The organism is Leucobacter alluvii (assembly GCF_039530485.1).
Classification (GTDB): Bacteria; Actinomycetota; Actinomycetes; order Actinomycetales; family Microbacteriaceae; genus Leucobacter; species Leucobacter alluvii.
In genome coordinates this window covers 238,687-254,833 of record NZ_BAAAOP010000012.1, presented here as the reverse complement: position 1 = coordinate 254,833, position 16,147 = coordinate 238,687, and the positions used below count along the sequence as shown (strand labels likewise).

General features: G+C 66.8%; 19 protein-coding genes and 1 tRNA gene. 11 read left to right on the top strand and 9 right to left on the bottom strand.

The annotated features are described in order from the left end of the window. Positions 1-52 precede the first annotated feature (52 nt). Positions 53-1,882 (bottom strand): helicase-associated domain-containing protein, encoded by a 1,830-nt coding sequence (locus tag ABFX18_RS12475; protein WP_346058481.1) that lies wholly within the window; start codon positions 1,880-1,882, stop codon positions 53-55. 13 nt (positions 1,883-1,895) lie between these two features. Beyond that, on the bottom strand, positions 1,896-2,162 hold the full coding sequence (locus tag ABFX18_RS12470) for a hypothetical protein (RefSeq protein ID WP_090146874.1): 267 nt from the start codon (positions 2,160-2,162) through the stop codon (positions 1,896-1,898). A gap of 140 nt (positions 2,163-2,302) precedes the next feature. On the opposite strand from ABFX18_RS12470, the gene ABFX18_RS12465 reads away from it, so the two are divergent. Next, a complete protein-coding gene (locus ABFX18_RS12465) occupies positions 2,303-2,680 on the top strand; it encodes a cold-shock protein (protein WP_090146876.1) in 378 nt (125 codons plus the stop codon). Then, positions 2,673-3,335 carry a DUF3027 domain-containing protein gene (locus tag ABFX18_RS12460; protein WP_346058480.1) on the top strand — a complete coding sequence of 221 codons (663 nt, stop codon included), beginning with the start codon at positions 2,673-2,675 and terminating at the stop codon, positions 3,333-3,335. Before ABFX18_RS12465 ends, ABFX18_RS12460 begins: the two co-directional genes overlap by 8 nt. 410 nt (positions 3,336-3,745) lie before the next feature. Here ABFX18_RS12460 and serC read toward each other — a convergent pair whose 3' ends face one another. Then, positions 3,746-4,864, bottom strand: a complete 1,119-nt coding sequence (gene serC / locus ABFX18_RS12455) for a phosphoserine transaminase (protein ID WP_346058479.1) — start codon at positions 4,862-4,864, stop codon at positions 3,746-3,748. Between the two features lie 88 nt (positions 4,865-4,952). On the opposite strand from serC, the gene ABFX18_RS12450 reads away from it, so the two are divergent. The 4 genes from ABFX18_RS12450 to ABFX18_RS12435 all read left to right on the top strand — a co-directional run bounded on the left by ABFX18_RS12450 (position 4,953) and on the right by ABFX18_RS12435 (position 8,363). Continuing rightward, positions 4,953-5,645, top strand: coding sequence for an iron-dependent transcriptional repressor DtxR (locus ABFX18_RS12450; protein WP_200329964.1), 693 nt, complete (start codon positions 4,953-4,955; stop codon positions 5,643-5,645). Positions 5,646-5,754: 109 nt separating this feature from the next. After that, positions 5,755-7,107, top strand: coding sequence for an NADP-specific glutamate dehydrogenase (gdhA, locus tag ABFX18_RS12445; protein WP_346058478.1), 1,353 nt, complete (start codon positions 5,755-5,757; stop codon positions 7,105-7,107). Positions 7,108-7,300: 193 nt separating this feature from the next. Continuing rightward, entirely contained in the window at positions 7,301-8,062 is a 762-nt protein-coding gene (locus ABFX18_RS12440) for an NlpC/P60 family protein (protein ID WP_336661270.1), read from the top strand. Between the two features lie 228 nt (positions 8,063-8,290). After that, a tRNA-Arg gene (locus ABFX18_RS12435) sits at positions 8,291-8,363 on the top strand. Between the two features lie 214 nt (positions 8,364-8,577). Here the strand turns inward: ABFX18_RS12435 and ABFX18_RS12430 are convergent. The 6 genes from ABFX18_RS12430 to ABFX18_RS12405 form a co-directional block, all read right to left on the bottom strand. Continuing rightward, positions 8,578-8,745, bottom strand: coding sequence for a hypothetical protein (locus ABFX18_RS12430; protein ID WP_176698278.1), 168 nt, complete (start codon positions 8,743-8,745; stop codon positions 8,578-8,580). A 125-nt stretch (positions 8,746-8,870) separates the two neighbouring features. Continuing rightward, complete coding sequence (locus tag ABFX18_RS12425) at positions 8,871-9,185, bottom strand: hypothetical protein (RefSeq protein ID WP_346058477.1); 315 nt, start codon at positions 9,183-9,185, stop codon at positions 8,871-8,873. Between the two features lie 185 nt (positions 9,186-9,370). Further along, on the bottom strand, positions 9,371-9,712 hold the full coding sequence (locus ABFX18_RS12420) for a glycine zipper domain-containing protein (RefSeq protein WP_346058476.1): 342 nt from the start codon (positions 9,710-9,712) through the stop codon (positions 9,371-9,373). 210 nt (positions 9,713-9,922) lie between these two features. Next, the gene (locus ABFX18_RS12415) at positions 9,923-10,414 is read right to left on the bottom strand and encodes a BLUF domain-containing protein (protein ID WP_346058475.1); all 492 of its coding nucleotides are present in this window, start codon (positions 10,412-10,414) and stop codon (positions 9,923-9,925) included. Beyond that, entirely contained in the window at positions 10,407-10,643 is a 237-nt protein-coding gene (locus tag ABFX18_RS12410) for a hypothetical protein (protein ID WP_141653199.1), read from the bottom strand. The genes ABFX18_RS12415 and ABFX18_RS12410 overlap by 8 nt, the downstream gene beginning before the upstream one ends. A gap of 263 nt (positions 10,644-10,906) precedes the next feature. Next, the gene (locus tag ABFX18_RS12405) at positions 10,907-11,488 is read right to left on the bottom strand and encodes a hypothetical protein (RefSeq protein ID WP_336661273.1); all 582 of its coding nucleotides are present in this window, start codon (positions 11,486-11,488) and stop codon (positions 10,907-10,909) included. A gap of 113 nt (positions 11,489-11,601) precedes the next feature. Between ABFX18_RS12405 and ABFX18_RS12400 the strand changes: the two genes are divergently transcribed. From ABFX18_RS12400 to ABFX18_RS12380, 5 genes are all read left to right on the top strand, one after another. After that, positions 11,602-12,336, top strand: coding sequence for a CYTH domain-containing protein (locus ABFX18_RS12400; RefSeq protein WP_090146897.1), 735 nt, complete (start codon positions 11,602-11,604; stop codon positions 12,334-12,336). Then, a complete protein-coding gene (locus ABFX18_RS12395) occupies positions 12,333-12,551 on the top strand; it encodes an HPP family protein (protein ID WP_200329950.1) in 219 nt (72 codons plus the stop codon). Before ABFX18_RS12400 ends, ABFX18_RS12395 begins: the two co-directional genes overlap by 4 nt. Before the next feature lie 175 nt (positions 12,552-12,726). After that, positions 12,727-14,151, top strand: a complete 1,425-nt coding sequence (locus tag ABFX18_RS12390; protein WP_346058474.1) for an NAD(P)/FAD-dependent oxidoreductase — start codon at positions 12,727-12,729, stop codon at positions 14,149-14,151. Beyond that, the gene (locus tag ABFX18_RS12385) at positions 14,148-14,537 is read left to right on the top strand and encodes a cupin domain-containing protein (RefSeq protein WP_090146904.1); all 390 of its coding nucleotides are present in this window, start codon (positions 14,148-14,150) and stop codon (positions 14,535-14,537) included. Before ABFX18_RS12390 ends, ABFX18_RS12385 begins: the two co-directional genes overlap by 4 nt. A gap of 118 nt (positions 14,538-14,655) precedes the next feature. Further along, positions 14,656-15,996: a uracil-xanthine permease family protein gene (locus ABFX18_RS12380; RefSeq protein WP_346058473.1), complete on the top strand. Its 1,341-nt coding sequence runs from the start codon at positions 14,656-14,658 to the stop codon at positions 15,994-15,996. The last annotated feature ends 151 nt before the right edge of the window (positions 15,997-16,147 follow it).

Here is a 16,147-nt window from a genome sequence, read left to right as displayed (position 1 = left end):
TCCGTTCGGTCTCAGACAACAGCGCAGGCGAGCATCAGGCCGGGGCGCCGGTTCAGGCCGGTTCGACGGCCGTGATCATGTTCACGGGCAGCGTGCGTTCGACACCCGCTGCTTGATCCGCGGCGCGCAGACGCCCGGCATTGACTGAGACCGGGAGCAGCGTGAACGTGCGCACCTCTCCGCGCGCCTCCGCCGTCACGCGCACGGGGCTGCGGTCGCGGATCGCGAGCTCGAGTCGCCTGGTGAAGTCGCCCGTGCCCGGCTCGGAGCGCGCAGCGGTGAAGACGCGCTCGACCAGTGCGTCGAACGGGGCCGTCGGTCCGTCGCCAGCACCCGCCCGCCGGCTCGCGGTCGCTCCCGCCGCCTCGGACGCGGTCGCACCAGCCTGGAGGGCGCCGACTTCCGCGGGCTCCGCGGGCTCCGCGGGTTCTGCATCTCGCAGTGCTGCCACCTGCGAAGACGCGTGATACCGGGCATCGGCGAGCGCGGCGAGCACATGGTCAGCACTCAGGCGGGAGTACAGCACCGTGTCGGACGCGCGCGAGCGCTGCAACTGGAGGTGCTGCAGCGCACGATCCACGGAGATCGTGGCGGCGACGTCCGCCCGCGCGAAGGAGAGGCGCGTGCGTCCCTCGTCACTCGCGTACTCGCCGACGACGATGCCGCCGACGCGCTCGCCCAACGAGTCGAGCAGGTACTCGAGGGGTTGAGGGATGCCCGTGAGCGAGATGCGGGTGAACGCCTCCCGTGCGGTGGCCGGCGAGAGGCCCCGCTCGTACGCCTCGGCGATCGACGCCTCGCTGATCCGCCGGGTCGAGGCGACGCCGATGTGCTCGGGGCGAGCGAGCGCTGCGAGCACCGCTTCATCCTTCGGCGGCAGCGGGCCGGGTACGACCACGCTCAGGTCGGGTTGCACGTAGACGCCCGTCGCGGTCTCTGGCATCGCGCGCGCAATCTCGGAGGTGACGACTTCTCCGACGAGGAGTGCGTCGGCCACCTCCGTGAAGCGCCCTTCGACGGTCAATCCCAGGTATTCGGCTCCGCGCACGAAATCGTCCACCGCCGTGAGATCGGTCGCGGGTAACAGGGGATACCGCGTCGGCACCCCTGCCGCGAGCGCGCGCAGATCGATCTCCGCCTCGTCTGCTCGGTTCCATTCGGTGCGCAGCGTCGAGGGCATGCTGCAACCGGCGGCATGCGCGAGGGAGAGCCATCGTTCGACATGCGAGCTGTGCAACCATGCGCTCGAGGCGGCGGCGGTGATCAGCAGGTGGTCGTCGATGAGAGCGGTGACCAGCCCCGCCCGCATGAGCGCGGCGAGTGCGAGCGACACCTCGTCGGGTTCGACCCCGGTCGATTCCGCCAGCTGCTTGACCGTCGCGACGGCGATGCTCCCCGAGCGGTTCAACTTGCCGGGGCGGTCGCGCAGGGTGCGCAGACACTCCGCGGCCTGCCCGACGGCCGTGAGCGCCGAGGTGAACCAGGCGCTGGTGTCGACGTCGCTGCTGATATCGCCAGGAAAGGGGTCGGATGAGAGCGAGTCGATCACCACGTGCGCTGCGTCGAGCGCGTCGCTGAGTGCAGCGGCGACTTCGGGCAGACTGACGGCGGATCCGCCATCGCGACCGAGCAGGCCCATTCCGGACAGCTCGGAGACGAGTGCGGCATCGGCGCCAGTCGGATCGCGCACCGCTGCGAGGCTCGCGCGATCGAGCGGAGCCAGAGCTCGCGCGATCGACTCCGTCTTCAGGAGATCGGAGGCGAGCCCGATGGGATCGGTGATGCCCGCGGGTGCGTGCGGGCGCCGGCTGCGCACGAGCGCAGCGAGAGTGTCGCGATCCATCTCCGCGAGAGCGGAGGCGAGCGCGAGTGTGCCGCTCATCAGCGCATCCGACCTAACGGCCGGAGAGCCTTCGGGTCTCTGTGCGGCGGCGGCGCTGAGTGAGGATCAGCAGGACGATCAGCAGGACGAAGCCGACAGGCAAGCCGATCATCGAGATGCCGTAGACGATCGGCCACAACCCCTCCGCAAGTGCGAAGCGATTGTTCAGGCCGACGATCAGGGTCGCGAAGAAAGAGAGGAGCGCCAGACCGATGATGGAAAGGGACGCGTAGGCGAGGATCCGCTCGAGGATCGACGGCGTGCTGGGTTCAGTGGACATCCGCTTCATTTTATCGGGTTCCGGCCTCCGCGCGAGGGCAAGATGGCCCGCTAGAATTGGCTGAATGCTCGGGAACCCGCGCTCGCGAACGGGCGTGAGCGGAACGCGGGGCATCTCGACGAGACGGAAAGGAACGAGGCATGCCGAACGGCAAGGTCAGGTTCTACGACGAAGACAAGGGCTTCGGGTTCATCCAGGGGGATGATGGCGCTCAGGTGTACCTGCACGCCTCGGTCGTGCCGGCGGATGCCGAGATCCAGGCGGGCACACGTCTGGAGTACAGCGTCGCCGACGGGCGACGCGGCCCCCAGGCGCTGTCGGTGCATGTCCTCGACACCCCGCGCCTCGCCAAGCGCAGCAGGAAGTCGGCCGACGAGATGGCGGTGATCATCGAAGATCTCGTGAAACTGCTCGATGGTCTCGGCGAACGCCTGAAGCACGGGCAGTACCCGGAGCGCGCACAGTCGCGGAAGGTCGCGACGATGCTGCGACGAGTGGCGGATGATTTCGATGTCTGAGACCGAATCGGAGTCCGGGCTCGCTCCCGATCCGGTGCTCCTCGACGCGCGTGACCAAGCGCGCGCTGCGCTCGCAGAGATCACCGACCCCGCGTCGATCGGCGACGACAACGGTCACGAGGTCGAAGAAGCGCACGTGCTCACGCTGTTCTTCGAGTGCCGACTGGCGGGCTACCCCGGATGGCGGTGGGCGGCGACCCTCGCGCGCACGAGCGAGGACGCGCCGGTGACGGTGCTCGAGGTCGAATTGCTGCCGGGACCGGATTCGGTGATCGCTCCTGATTGGGTGCCGTGGTCGGAGCGTCTCGCGCAGTATCGCGAGGGGCACGCCAAGCAGGGGGACGATGGCGCCGCAGATGCGGAGAGCGACGAACTCGACGACGCCGGCGACGAGCTGGACGGCGACTTCGAAGACGAGCTCGATGGCGCCGACATCGATGACGACGGTGACTTCGGCGCCGACGACGCGGAGTCGGATGTCGACGACGATTCCGACGACGACGATTCCGATGAGGACATCGACGACGATGCCGATGACACGGCACTGTTCGATGAGGACAGCGATGACGTCGACGACGATGATGATTCCGACGATGACGATGACGATGACGATGACGATGATGACGATGACGATGATGAGGACGACGACGAGTAGTCGGCCTGAGTGAGCGACGCCCTCGACCCGATACGGGTCGAGGGCGTCGTGCGTTGCGTGCGTCGGTATGCGATCAGGTGGAGATCTTCCCAGAACTACGTAGTTCTCCCGGTTCCGCTCATCTTCCACACTCCCTAGAATCACTGCCAGAGGGGGAGGAGATCGCGTCAACGCCGACTCGGACGCCCGTGGGAGCTGGGCGGAACGGGGAAGCTATGCGACGCAGCACACACAACGGCGAGCAACTCACAGACCGGGGCGTCCGCGGCCTTCCTCCGCACTGGCGCCCCGCACAAGAAGCGGGTTCGCGGCTGCGAATTCTGCACCGGCTCGGCCGGGGCGATCGTGGCCACCGCTTCCCGTCGGGCCCGGAGACTCCCCCTTGATCCGGGCCCTTCGGTCTGCGAGCGTCAGCTCAGGCGATCGAGCACGTAATCGATCGATGCGACGAGCGCGCGCACGTCATCCGGATCGATCGCGGTGAACGTCGCGATGCGCAGCTGGTTGCGCCCCAGCTTGCGGTACGGCTCGGTATCCACCACGCCATTGGCGCGGAGCGCGCTCGAGATCGCTGCGGCATCCACGGTGTCATCGAAGTCGATCGTGACGACGACCTGCGAGCGATGATCCGGATCGGAAACGAAGGGGGTCGCGACCGAGGTGCGGTCGGCCCACTCGTACAGCACCCCCGACGACTCGGCGGTGCGGGCGGCAGCCCACGCGAGACCGCCGTTGGCGTTGATCCAGCGCACTTGCTCGTCCATCATGCCGAGCGTCGCGAGCGCCGGGGTGTTGAGCGTCTGATTCTTCCGCGAGTTCTCGATGGCACCCGCGAGATTGAGGGTCTCCGGAATGTACCGGCCTGACGCCGTGACGCGCTCGATCCGCTCGATCGCGGCGGGGGAGACGAGGGCGAACCAGATTCCTCCATCCGAGGCGAAGTTCTTCTGCGGGGAGAAATAGTAGACATCCAGCTCGTTCGCATCGAAATCGATGCCGCCGGCGCCGCTGGTCGCATCGACCACCGTGAGGGCGCCGGGATCGCCCGCCACTCGCTGCACCGGGGCCATCACGCCCGTCGAGGTCTCGTTGTGCGGGTACGCGTACACGTCGACTCCCGCGACTGCCTCAGCGGTGGATCGCGAACCGGCATCCGCTGCTCGCACGTCGGGCTCCGCCAGGAACGGCGCAGAGCTCGCCGCCTTCGCGAACTTCGCCCCGAACTCGCCGAAGGTCAGGTGCTGGCTGCGGTGCTCGATGAGCGAGTGCACTGCCGAATCCCAGAACGTGGTCGCTCCGCCGTTCGCGAGCAGGATCTCGTACCCATCCGGCGCGCGGAACAGATCGGCGAGGCCAGAGCGGACGCTTCCCACGAGATCTTTCACAGGAGCCTGGCGGTGCGAGGTACCGAGAACTCCGGGCTGCAGCGAACCGAGGAAGGCGAGCTGCTCGTCGCGCACCTTGGACGGGCCGCACCCGAATCGTCCGTCGGCGGGCAGGAGCTCAGTGGGAATCGTGATGTCAGCCATGAGCGCAATTCTATCGAGCGCGTGCTTCGCGGCCCGCTCCGCCAGGTCAGGATGCCCTAAACTGGACGGTGGACCCGAAAGGACGGCGATGACGGACCTGATCGACACGACCGAGATGTATCTCCGCACGATTCTGGAGCTCGAAGAAGAAGGGATCGTCCCCCTGCGCGCGCGCATCTCCGAGCGGCTCGGTCATTCGGGTCCTACCGTCTCGCAGACCGTCGGGCGCATGGAGCGTGACGGCCTCGTCGTCGTCACGGACGATCGCCGTCTCGAACTGACGATCCCGGGTCGGAGCAAAGCCGTGCACGTGATGCGCAAGCATCGTCTCGCAGAGCGACTCCTCGCCGATGTCATCGGGCTCGAGTGGGCGTACGTCCACGAGGAGGCGTGCCGGTGGGAGCACGTGATGAGCGAGCAGGTCGAGCGGAAGCTGCTCGGCATCCTCGGCAATCCCACGGAGTCGCCGTACGGAAACCCGATCCCCGGGCTCGAAGAGCTTGGCGCCGTGCGCGCCGGGTCCTTCCAGACCGGAGTCACGGGGCTGACCGAGCTGCTCATCGATCCCGAGGTGGCCGTCGTCGCGCGCATCAAGCGACTGGCCGAACCCCTCCAGGTCGACCCGGAGCTGCTCGAGCAGCTCGCGGCAGCGGGCGTCCTGCCCGGGAACCGGGCCTCCTTCAGCCGCAGCGGGCACACCGTGCACGTCGAGGTCGAGGGTTCGAGCGAAGCGATCGACCTGCCGACCGAGGTCGCTGCGCACATCTTCGTCTCGATCTGACGACCCCTCATTCCTTCGCCGCAGCAGTGCGGTTCGGCCGGAATGCGGGCGCAATCTGATCTGCCCAGACCGGGCCGATCCACAAGGTACTGAGACCGAGGAGTCGACATTGACGTTGCTTACCCCTGAAGCCCACCTGCGAGACGTCGCCGAGACCGTCCGCAGGCGCAGTTCTGCGGAGCCCGAGTTCTTGCAGGCGGTGCGCGAGGTGCTCGAGACGCTCGAGCCGGTACTCGCCGAGCACCCCGAGTACATCGAGACGGGAATCCTGGAACGGCTCGTCGAGCCCGAACGTCAGCTCATCTTCCGGGTGCCCTGGACCGATGATGCGGGTCGGGTGCACGTCAACCGCGGGTATCGCGTGCAGTTCAACTCCGCGCTCGGCCCCTATAAAGGGGGACTGCGCTTCCACCCGAGCGTGAATCTCTCCGTCGTGAAGTTCCTGGGCTTCGAGCAGATCTTCAAGAACGCCCTCACGTCGCAGCGCATCGGCGGCGGCAAGGGAGGATCGGACTTCGACCCGAGCGACAAGAGCGATGCCGAGGTCATGCGCTTCTGCCAGAGCTTCATGACCGAGCTCGTGCACCACATCGGCGAGCACACCGACATTCCGGCGGGCGACATCGGCGTCGGCGGCCGCGAGATCGGCTACCTCTTCGGGCAGTACCGCCGCATCACGCAGCGCTACGAAGCCGGGGTGCTGACGGGCAAGGGTCTCGGGTGGGGCGGGGCCGAGGTGCGCACCGAGGCCACGGGCTACGGAGCGGTCTTCTTCGCCGAGGAGATGCTGCTGCGCGTTGGTGACGGGATCGAGGGTCGCCGCGCCGTCGTCTCGGGCTCGGGCAATGTCGCGACCTATGCGATCGAGAAGATTCAGCAGCTCGGCGGCACCGCGATCACGGCGTCCGATTCGAGCGGGTACATCGTGGACGAGGCCGGCGTCGACGTCGATCTGCTGAAGCAGGTCAAAGAGGTCGAGCGGTCTCGCATCTCCGTCTACGCGGAACGCCGTCCCGGCGCGCACTTCGTCGCGACCGGTTCGGTCTGGGACGTCAAGGGGGAGCTCGCATTCCCGTGCGCGACTCAGAACGAACTCGACGCCGAGCACGCGCGTTCGCTCATCGCCGGAGGGCTGCGCGCGGTCGCCGAGGGCGCGAACATGCCGGCCACACCGGAGGCCGTGGCCCTGTTCCGCGAAGCCGGCGTGCTCTTCGCGCCGGGCAAGGCGGCCAATGCGGGAGGGGTGGCGACATCGGCGCTCGAGATGAGTCAGAACGCCGCGCGTTCGCGGTGGGATCGCGACAAGAGCGAGTCGCGTCTGCGCGACATCATGCGGGACGTTCACGCCTCCGCGTACGACGCATCGGTGCGCTACGGGCGCCCAGGCGACTACGTGCTCGGTGCGAATTCCGCCGCGTTCGAAACGGTGGCGCACGCCATGCTGGCGCAGGGTGTGATCTGAGCCGCGATCTCTCGGCGTCGAGCTATTGTGAGTCGCTCATTGGCCCCGACTGCCGCACGTTTCAGCGGTACTTGAAGGTTTCGTGACCTGAGCGTGACATATTCGTGATGTTCGGTTACCCTTGAACGGTCGCGGCCCGCACGGGCTGCACCTGACGCAGACACCAGTTGGCAACAGTAAGGCAGATATACACGTGACTCAGCACTCCAGCACGGACGTCGTGCTTCCGAGCGAGCTCGTCGGACGGACCCCGTCGCGAGCGAAGCGGATCGTACAGATGGCCGGCGCAGCAGCACTGAGCCTGGGCATGGTCGGCACCTTCTCGCTTCCGGCATATGCGACGAGCCCGGCACCCGAGGGGCTCCCCGACGGGTTCCTCGCCGCGCAGACGCTGCAAACGAACAATGCCGAGACCGTCGTAGCCGTGGGCGAGACGCCCGCCGGCAGCGACGAGGCAGCGACCGCCGAAGAGGCAGCCGCAGCCAAGAAGGCTGAAGACGAGGCGAAGGCGAAGCAGGAGGCAGCGGATCGCGCCGCTGCCCAGAACGCCGCAGCCGCTCCCGCGGGTGCCGCAGGAGCTTCGGCTCCGGACCCATCCGCTCCCCAGGGCGGCGACGTTCCTGCCGGAAGCGGCGCACAGGGCATCGTCGATGCAGCGCTCGCGCAGCTCGGTGTGAACCAGGACTGCACCGCGCTCGTGGAGAAGTCGCTGCGCGCTGTCGGCATCCCTGCTGGTGACCTCGGTACGCAGGTGCACGAGTACACCGCGCTCGGCGGAACGATCGTGGGAAGCGGCAACTACGCTCCCGGCGACATCCTCGTGTTCCCGGGCCAGCACGTCGGCGTCTACATCGGCAACGGCCAGGCCGTGCACGGCGGATGGGGTGGCACCACCCGCATCGGGCCGATCGCTCCTGGCGGCGAGTCGGGCCTGACGGTGGTTCGCTTCGGCTAAGACGATTCGTGTGTGCAAACGGGCGGGGTTTCGACCTCGCCCGTTTTGCGTGTTCGCGCCCGCCTAGCCGATCGCACCCCTTCCAATCTGCGAGCGGGGTCGATCTTCGTGCGTGTTGCATGGTCGACACGCACGAAGAGTGACCCCGCTCCCAGGTGGGGCGCGGGGCGCGGGGGAGTCTCAGGGCGTCCGTGCGCTAGAATCGCATGGGCCGCTTTCCGGCCCAGCGCCCCGGTAGCTCAGTGGATAGAGCACTTCTCTCCTAAAGAAGGTGTCGTAGGTTCGATTCCTATCCGGGGCACCCTCGAGAAGATTGATCTGTAGCGCCCTCTCCTCCGTAGCGTGCGCGTACAGCTGTTGAAGTGTTGTCGTGTTGGCGTGACCGAGGTTCTCCGCGACGACTGTGAGTGCGACTCCTCCGGCGAGCATCTCTCCGGAAGAGGGTGACTTCGTCACGCATCCCGCTTCCGCACACGGGGTTCCGCCGCGCGAGTGGCGAGGTGAGGGACGATGAATCAGCGCGCTTTGACCGGGAATAAGAACAGGCCGGCAATCGCAGCCGCGCCGGCCATGATGATCGCCGAGGTGAAGTTGTCGAACGACAGCCAGGCGATCGGCAGGATCATTCCGAATCCGATGACCGCGGCCCACCAGTTGAGTCGTTTCTGCTCGGCGCTGCTCATGCCTTCAACGTTATGCGGCGAAGCGCATGGCCACTTCCCCCGCGCGACGGAGATCCGAGGGGGTTCAGGGCGCCACTGCGCGATTCGTTGGCTCCCTCGTACAATGCGCGGCTTCACCTCCTGTCCTACCGAAGCTCGTCGAGCGACCGGGCCTTTCCCTGAACGCGCGTTTCCCAAAACTCATAGGACACGGTGGTTCCGCTCAGTTCTTCTTTCACCAAATCACAGAGCTCAAGACCCTCCGTATACGCCTCTCGGCACGCGACCAACGATGGCCAGCCCGACTCGTAGCCGTAATCATCGTTGAAGCGTGCGGCCCACGCCCGAAGCCGTGAGTCGAGAGCAGGGCTGAACAGCGCCTTCACGTTGTCGATGAGTTCCCCGTCATCGTTGTAGGCCGTCACAGGCAGGGTGAAACCGTACTCGTTTGCTAGTGTCACTCGCGTTGGTGTAATCATTCTTTGCAGCTCGCTCCAGGGAAGGAAGTGATCACAATCCTGTCCTATGGAGCTCATCTCCCTCGTGCTCTCCATTGCCGCAGTCGTGGTCTCCTTCGTCGGGCTCCTCGAAGCTAGTCGGGCGCGGAGAGGCGCCCACCGCGCAGCCGCCCGCTGGGTCAGGCGGCTCAGAGCAGCTCTGCTGCTTCCGTGTCCGTGAGCTCGATCTCCTGGCCGTTGTCGCCCAACCAGTAGTGGCTGCGCTGTCCCGGCTCCGGGTGCTTCCGCGCGATGAGCGTGAACGTCGATCCGTCGACGGTTTTCACCGGCCCCGCCGCTGTGCGCTTCTTGCGGTTCTCGTCGACGAACATGCCGGCCACGAGGCCGAGTGCGATCCCGACCCCTAACCACAGGGCGAGGTTGTCGAGCGTGATTCCGAGTACGACGCCGAGGCTCACGCCGAGCGACATGCCGATCGCAAGACCGGTGTGCTCGTCTTGCGCTGCGGGTTTCGAGTGGTTCTCGTCCATGTGTGCCCTCCATTCGTGGTGCTCACGAATCTACGGTGGCGCCGAACAGGGCACATCCCCCCGGGAGGGGGAAATGCTGAGGCGCTGGGCGAAGCAGCGAAGCAGTCGAGCAGCGAAAGGCGCGCATCGGAACGGGGGAGGCGCCGTGGCAGAAGTACAGCCCCTCCGCGCTGTGAAGCTCGAAGGGGCTGCGCACCGCGGAGGGCGTGGTTAGGCGGCAGTCCGCGAGGGCTTTCCGGTCCGCACGCGGAACCACAGGGCGAGTTCTTTCGCTGCGCGACCGGTGGTGAACTCGTCGGGTGCAGCGGCGATGTCGGCGAATGAGTCCCGGAATCCGGGAAGAGCCGAGGACGACTGGTTCTTCAACGGCTGGTATCCCATCGTCCAGTCGTCGAACTGCCGTTCGAGCGTGAACTCGTCGATGAGCACGCGCACGTTGGTGTGGCGCGCATCCCGCCGGATGCGTTCGGTGAGAGCGTCGACCGCTTCCGGGGGGCCCTCGAGGAACTGGATGAACTGATCGTTCCGGTAGAGCAGGATGCCGGTGATCCCGGCCGCCGCGTTGTGCGCCCGCGCTTCGAGCAGGAGCTGATCGAGGTCGGCCTGGTAGAAGCGGGAGACCGCCTCGCTCGAGTAGACGAGTGAGCGGAGTGCTCCGTCGGGGAGGGGCACGCCGCCGGTGGTGGACTGAGGCTCAAGCAACGGTGATCGCCCCTTCTGGTGAGAGGTGCAGGGCTTCGAGGGCGAGCATGGCTTCTGAGAGCGAGGCGTATTCGCCCACGGCCTGGGAATACATGTCGCAGACAACGTGTCGGGTCTCGGTCTCTACGTCGATGTAGCCGAGGAATTCTCCGCTCCGGCTTCCCACATAGAAGCCGTGCTCCACCTCCGCCCAGATGATGTCGGCGTGTGCGGAACTGATGGTGCTCATGGATCTGAGCCTTTCCGCGACCTTCATGCGCGGCATCAAGCTGATGCCAGGACAGGCACGTCATGTGCCGGGGCCGCCGGGACAGTGTATCCGAGGCGGTCGTGTTCTATTCGGGCGTGCACGGTTTGTTCGGATCGGATTCCACCGATTCGTGCCCCGTGCTCTCGGCCAGCGTTCCGCCCGTCGCACGCGACGTCCCGCGTGCGACGGGCATCAGCCAGGTGGCCCTGACGGGCAATTGGAACGTGGCGACCGAAGTGCGATCATCCGCCGCTGAAGGGCGGATTGATCAGCAGGTCCGCGCGTTCGGTGAGAAACGAGCTGAGAGCCGGTGCACCAGAGAGGGGTGCGCCGGCCTTCCATCGCACGCGGATCTCTCCCGAGGCGTAGCCGAGGAGTCCGTCACCCGAAAGCGCCGAATGAGTCGCTGGCGCATCGGCGTCGAGTGGGATGGGCGTCGCGTCGAAGTTGACGGCCTCCCCGACGGCATACCCGCCGCGCAGCGCGGCGGCTGCGATCTCCCGCCGCTCCTCCCGGGAGACCGACTGGTAGCCAGGGCGCCCGCGCTCCGCGGCGCGTGTCGCCTGTCCGAGCCCGTAGAGCGAACCCGAGTCGGCGAGCAGCAAGGATCCGATGCGCCAGACCTCGCCGATCGGACGCATCACTCCCGGTTTCATGCGCAAGAAGCCGCGGCGGGGCGGCACGTACTCCGCCAAGAACTCCCGCGGAACCCTCGATGCCGCGAGGCGTTGCGCGGTCGCGCTGCACGCGGCCCGCGCGCGCTCGACCGCGGCGACGAACTCGGGTGGCACGGTTGTCGCTCGCGGCTCGGGTGACTCGGACACCCGCACAGTGTAACGCCGGCGCGATGCGCGATCCATCGGGCGCACCAGCAGCCGGACGATCCGTTCGACGAGGCTCTCCGATCCGTGCGAGAGCGGCGACATAGACTGTAGGAATGAGTCAGAACGCCGGTCAGCAATCGCTCGAAGTCGAGCGCAAGTACGATGTCGCGGCGGATCTCCTGCTGCCTCCCGATGCGGCATTCGAAGAGGCGGGGCTGCGTGCCGAGGCGCCGATCACGTACGAGCTCTCGGCGATCTATTTCGACACCAGCGATTCAGATCTCGCGAGGCGCGACCTCGCGCTTCGCGTGCGGCGCGGCGGGTCGGATGCGGGGTGGCACCTGAAGCAACGGGGTGAGGATGGTGTGCGGGAGCTCTTCTGGCCGCTGAGCGACGCCATGCCCGAGGGAGTGCGTTCGGAGCTGCGTGAGCGGATCGGCGGTGCAGCTGACGCGGTCTCGCCGATCGCTGAGCTCAGCACGGAGCGCACCGTCGTCGTGCTCAGCGACGCCGCCGGTGCAGAGCTCGTCGAGCTCGCGGATGATCGAGTCGAGGCGTTCGACCGTGTCGAGGGTGTCGCGCGCGCCTGGCGCGAGTGGGAGGCCGAACTTCTTCCCGGTGCCCCGGCCAGCGCTCTCGACGTCGTCGAACCTGTGCTGCTCGCCGCAGGGGCGGCGCCGTCGCTCAGTCTGGCGAAGATCGCGCGCGCAACGGGCCGCCTCGTCGACGCGGCGCGACGTTCGGGTGCTGGCGCGGATCGGATCGTCGCGCTCGAAGCACTCGACCGGGCGGATCGAGCCGCTGCTGATGCGCGCGCTGATTCCCGAACCGAAGGAGCTGCAGAATGAGGAACACCCCGGATCGAGGCGATCGTGACCGATCGCCATCCGAGCCGCCGTCGCCCGGCGCGCGGCGCAAACAGATCATCGTCGGGCTCGTCATGGGGCTGATCATGGGCGTGGTGCTCGGCGCGCTGACGCAGTTCTGGCTCTGGCTTCCGGCCGGTCTCGCGATGGGGCTCGCGACGGGTGCCATCATGAAGCCGCCGGCTGACCGGTCCTGAGCAGGGAGCTGCTGCAAGCGTTTGCTGATTTCGCAGTGATATTGCCATCTCGATTGCGGAATCGAGCGCATTCGGTGAGAATTTGCCGGATCGCGTAGATTCACTTCACGAATGATGGTGTACACCTCAGCCGGAGTGTGCGAGGATCGAGACGGACATCGAGGACGAGGAATCCATGCACCCCACCATTTTTGAAACCAGCACGCCCGACACGAAAGTGATCGACGACTCGCTCGCCGACACGAAGTTCTCCTGCTTCTGGACGGATGACGTGGAGGCGCAGGCTCCGAGGCACCCCGAGCTCAGCGGAGACCAGCAGGTCGACGACGCCGTGGTCGGAGGTGGATTCTCAGGGCTGTGGACGGCGATCAAGCTGAAGACCGAGCACCCGGATCGCCGTGTCGTGCTCATCGAGGCGGTTCGGGTCGGCTGGGCGGCCTCCGGTCGCAATGGCGGGTTCTGCGAGGCGAGCATCACGCACGGCGAGCCCAACGCGGAATCGCGGTGGCCGAACGAGACGGGCACGCTCCGCCGCATCGGCTACGAGAACCTCGACGCGATCGAGCGCTTCGTGAACGAGCACAATCTCGATGTCGACTTCGAGCGCAACGGCGCTCTATCGGTGGCGAACGAGGCCTACCAGCTCGACTGGCTCGGCGAGAGCGAGGACGAGCACGTCGTCACCCTCGATCAGGAAGCCGTGCAGCGGCGCATCGCCTCGCCGACCTTCCTCGGCGGTGAGTTCTCGCCGAGCGAGAATGCGAACATCCATCCCGCGAAACTCGCGCTCGAACTCGCGCGGCACGCCGCCTCGATCGGCGTCGAGATCTACGAGGGCTCCCCGGTGGAGAAGCTCGACGGTTCTGCCGAAGAGCCGATTCGCCTGACCATCGCGAACGGCAGCGCCGTCGTCGCAGAGCGCGTCGCGCTGTGCACCAACGTGTTCCCGTCACTGTTGAAGCGCTACCGCTTCCACACGATTCCGGTCTACGACTACGTGCTGATGACGGAGCCGCTCACCGACGAGCAGTTGGCGTCGATCGGATGGGAGGGGCGAGAGGGGCTCTCAGACCTCGCGAACCAGTTCCACTACTCGAGGCTCACGAAGGACAACCGCATTCTCTGGGGAGGCTACGACGCGGTGTATCACGCGGGCGGCCGCATCAAGCGGGAGTACGAAGACCGCATGGAAAGCCATCGGAAGCTCGCGAGTCACTTCTTCACCACGTTCCCCCAGCTCGCAGGCGTCAAGTTCTCCCATCGGTGGGCCGGAGCGATCGACTCGAGCACCCGGTTCTGCGCGTTCTTCGGGCAGGCGCTCGGCGGCAGGGTGCAGTACGTGTCCGGATTCACCGGCCTCGGCGTGGGCGCGACGCACTTCGCCGCGGACGTCATGGTGGATCGCTTCGAGGGCCGCGTCACTGAGCGCACCGAGCTCGAGATGGTGAAGCAGATGCCGCTGCCCTTCCCGCCGGAGCCGGCGGCGTCGATCGGCGTCAACCTCTTCCGCTGGTCCTTCGACCGCGCCGACCACAACGGCGGCAAGCGGAATCTCTTCCTGAAGACGATGGACGCCGTCGGATTCGGATTCGACTCGTGAACGCGCTGCTTCCCGACGGCCGCAACGTCTCCGTGCAGGGCGCCCGGGTCGATGTCGCACTCGATCCGGTGGACGCCGAAGACACCGTGGCAGGCAGCCCGAAACAGGGCATCGCGGAGCTCGGGCTCATCGGCGACGCCGAGCTCGGCATCTGGGAGCTCCGCGGCGGAACCGTCACCGACACCGAGGTCGACGAGATCTTCGTCGTGCTGAGCGGCGGCGCTTCGATCGAGCTGCTCGAGGTGCCCGGTTCGCCGGAGGAGTCCGGTCGCGTCGTCGAGGTGGCCGCAGGAGACGTCATGCGGCTCGTCGCTGGAACGCGGACGCGTTGGACGGTCGCCGACCACATTCGCAAGGTGTACGTCGCCGCCGGGTCGGACGCGTAGGGGAACCCCGGTCCATGGAAAGCTGAGCGCTCGCTGAGTACTAGGATATGTGCTTGGCTGTGCGCTCGAAGGGGTGGCCGTGCGGCTCTTCGCGATCCGGAACCCCTGAGGAGCCCCGATGGCATTGACCTGGAAGCAGCACGGAGACGGCACGCATGTCGCCCCGGAAGCGATCGTCCTCCCCGAGGAGCGGTTGAGCTGGCTGCGTACCATCGGGTTCGGAGCGCAGCACGTCGTCGCCATGTTCGGCGCCACGTTCCTGGTGCCGCTGCTGACCGGTTTCAGCCCCACCGCCACGCTCTTCTTCTCAGGGCTGGGCACGCTGCTCTTCCTGCTGATCACCGGTAATCGCCTGCCGAGCTACCTCGGCTCCTCGTTCGCGTTCATCGCGCCGATTCTCGCCGCGACCGCCGGCGGCGATCCCGAGAATCCGGATCTCGGCAGGGCATCGTTCGGCATCCTCGCCATCGGCGTGCTCATGGCCATCGTCGGACTGATCGTGCACCGCTTCGGTTCTCGATGGATCAACGCGCTGATGCCGCCGGTGGTGATGGGAGCCATCGTCGCCCTCATCGGCTTCAACCTCGCGCCCGCCGTGAAGAACAACTGGAACGCCACGGAGCTCTCCGGGTGGGTGGCGCTGATCACGATCACCGCGGTGCTGCTCATCACGGTGCTGTTCCGCGGGCTGCTCGGCCGTCTCTCCATCGTGCTCGGCATGGTCGTCGGCTACGTCGCTGCGGCACTCATGGGGGAGATCGACTTCTCGAAGGTGGGCGATGCCCCGTGGCTCGGTCTGCCGTCGTTCCATGCGGTCGGCAACCCGTTCGCCGATCCGACGCTCTGGGGCCTGCTCCCAGCGTTCCTGCCGGTCGTGCTCGTGCTGATCGCCGAGAACGTCGGCCACGTCAAGAGTGTCGGGCTCATGGTGAAACGGGATCTCGATCCGCTCACCGGGCGCGCGCTGCTCGCCGACGGGGTGTCGACGATGCTGGCCGGGTTCGGGGGAGGATCTGGCACGACCACGTACGGCGAGAACATCGGCGTCATGGCCGCCACGCGCGTCTACTCCACTGCCGCCTACTGGGTCGCCGGGCTCTTCGCGGTGCTGCTGAGCTTCTCTCCGAAGGTCGGAGAGCTCATCTTCTCGGTGCCCTCCGGTGTGCTCGCCGGTGTGACGGTCGCGCTCTACGGCCTCATCGGACTCATCGGAGTAAAGATCTGGATTGATAACGGCGTCGACTTCTCGAAGCCGATCAACCAGTTCTCGGCCGCGGTGCCCCTCATCGTCGGGATCGCGGACTTCACCCTCCAGGTCGGGTCGGTGCTCTTCAACGGCATCGCGCTCGGAACGATCGCCGCTGTGGCCGTCTACCACCTCATGCGCGGGCTCGCGAAGCGGCGCGGCGGTGAAGTGCAGGTGGCTGATCCTGTCGTGACGGGCGCAACGCGCGACTGAGACGGCGACGCGCCGCGAAACTCCGGGGAATCAGCGCGGATTCCCGGGAGTTCTGCGTAGGGTGGCGGTGTGTGGAGTGTAGATCGGTTACGGCGACCTGAAAAGGGCCGCGGCGCGGAGAGCGCCGAGTCATCTTCCACGCGCGCGAACG

What these genes read in the sequence shown, in the direction of transcription:
- ABFX18_RS12475 (WP_346058481.1), bottom strand. Translation starts at nt 1,882, where the DNA reads ATGAGCGGCACACTCGCGCTCGCCTCCGCTCTCGCGGAGATGGATCGC.
- ABFX18_RS12470 (WP_090146874.1), bottom strand. Translation starts at nt 2,162, where the DNA reads ATGTCCACTGAACCCAGCACGCCGTCGATCCTCGAGCGGATCCTCGCC.
- ABFX18_RS12465 (WP_090146876.1), top strand. Translation starts at nt 2,303, where the DNA reads ATGCCGAACGGCAAGGTCAGGTTCTACGACGAAGACAAGGGCTTCGGG.
- ABFX18_RS12460 (WP_346058480.1), top strand. Translation starts at nt 2,673, where the DNA reads ATGTCTGAGACCGAATCGGAGTCCGGGCTCGCTCCCGATCCGGTGCTC.
- serC (WP_346058479.1), bottom strand. Translation starts at nt 4,864, where the DNA reads ATGGCTGACATCACGATTCCCACTGAGCTCCTGCCCGCCGACGGACGA.
- ABFX18_RS12450 (WP_200329964.1), top strand. Translation starts at nt 4,953, where the DNA reads ATGACGGACCTGATCGACACGACCGAGATGTATCTCCGCACGATTCTG.
- ABFX18_RS12430 (WP_176698278.1), bottom strand. Translation starts at nt 8,745, where the DNA reads ATGAGCAGCGCCGAGCAGAAACGACTCAACTGGTGGGCCGCGGTCATC.
- ABFX18_RS12420 (WP_346058476.1), bottom strand. Translation starts at nt 9,712, where the DNA reads ATGGACGAGAACCACTCGAAACCCGCAGCGCAAGACGAGCACACCGGT.
- ABFX18_RS12410 (WP_141653199.1), bottom strand. Translation starts at nt 10,643, where the DNA reads ATGAGCACCATCAGTTCCGCACACGCCGACATCATCTGGGCGGAGGTG.
- ABFX18_RS12400 (WP_090146897.1), top strand. Translation starts at nt 11,602, where the DNA reads ATGAGTCAGAACGCCGGTCAGCAATCGCTCGAAGTCGAGCGCAAGTAC.
- ABFX18_RS12395 (WP_200329950.1), top strand. Translation starts at nt 12,333, where the DNA reads ATGAGGAACACCCCGGATCGAGGCGATCGTGACCGATCGCCATCCGAG.
- ABFX18_RS12390 (WP_346058474.1), top strand. Translation starts at nt 12,727, where the DNA reads ATGCACCCCACCATTTTTGAAACCAGCACGCCCGACACGAAAGTGATC.
- ABFX18_RS12380 (WP_346058473.1), top strand. Translation starts at nt 14,656, where the DNA reads ATGGCATTGACCTGGAAGCAGCACGGAGACGGCACGCATGTCGCCCCG.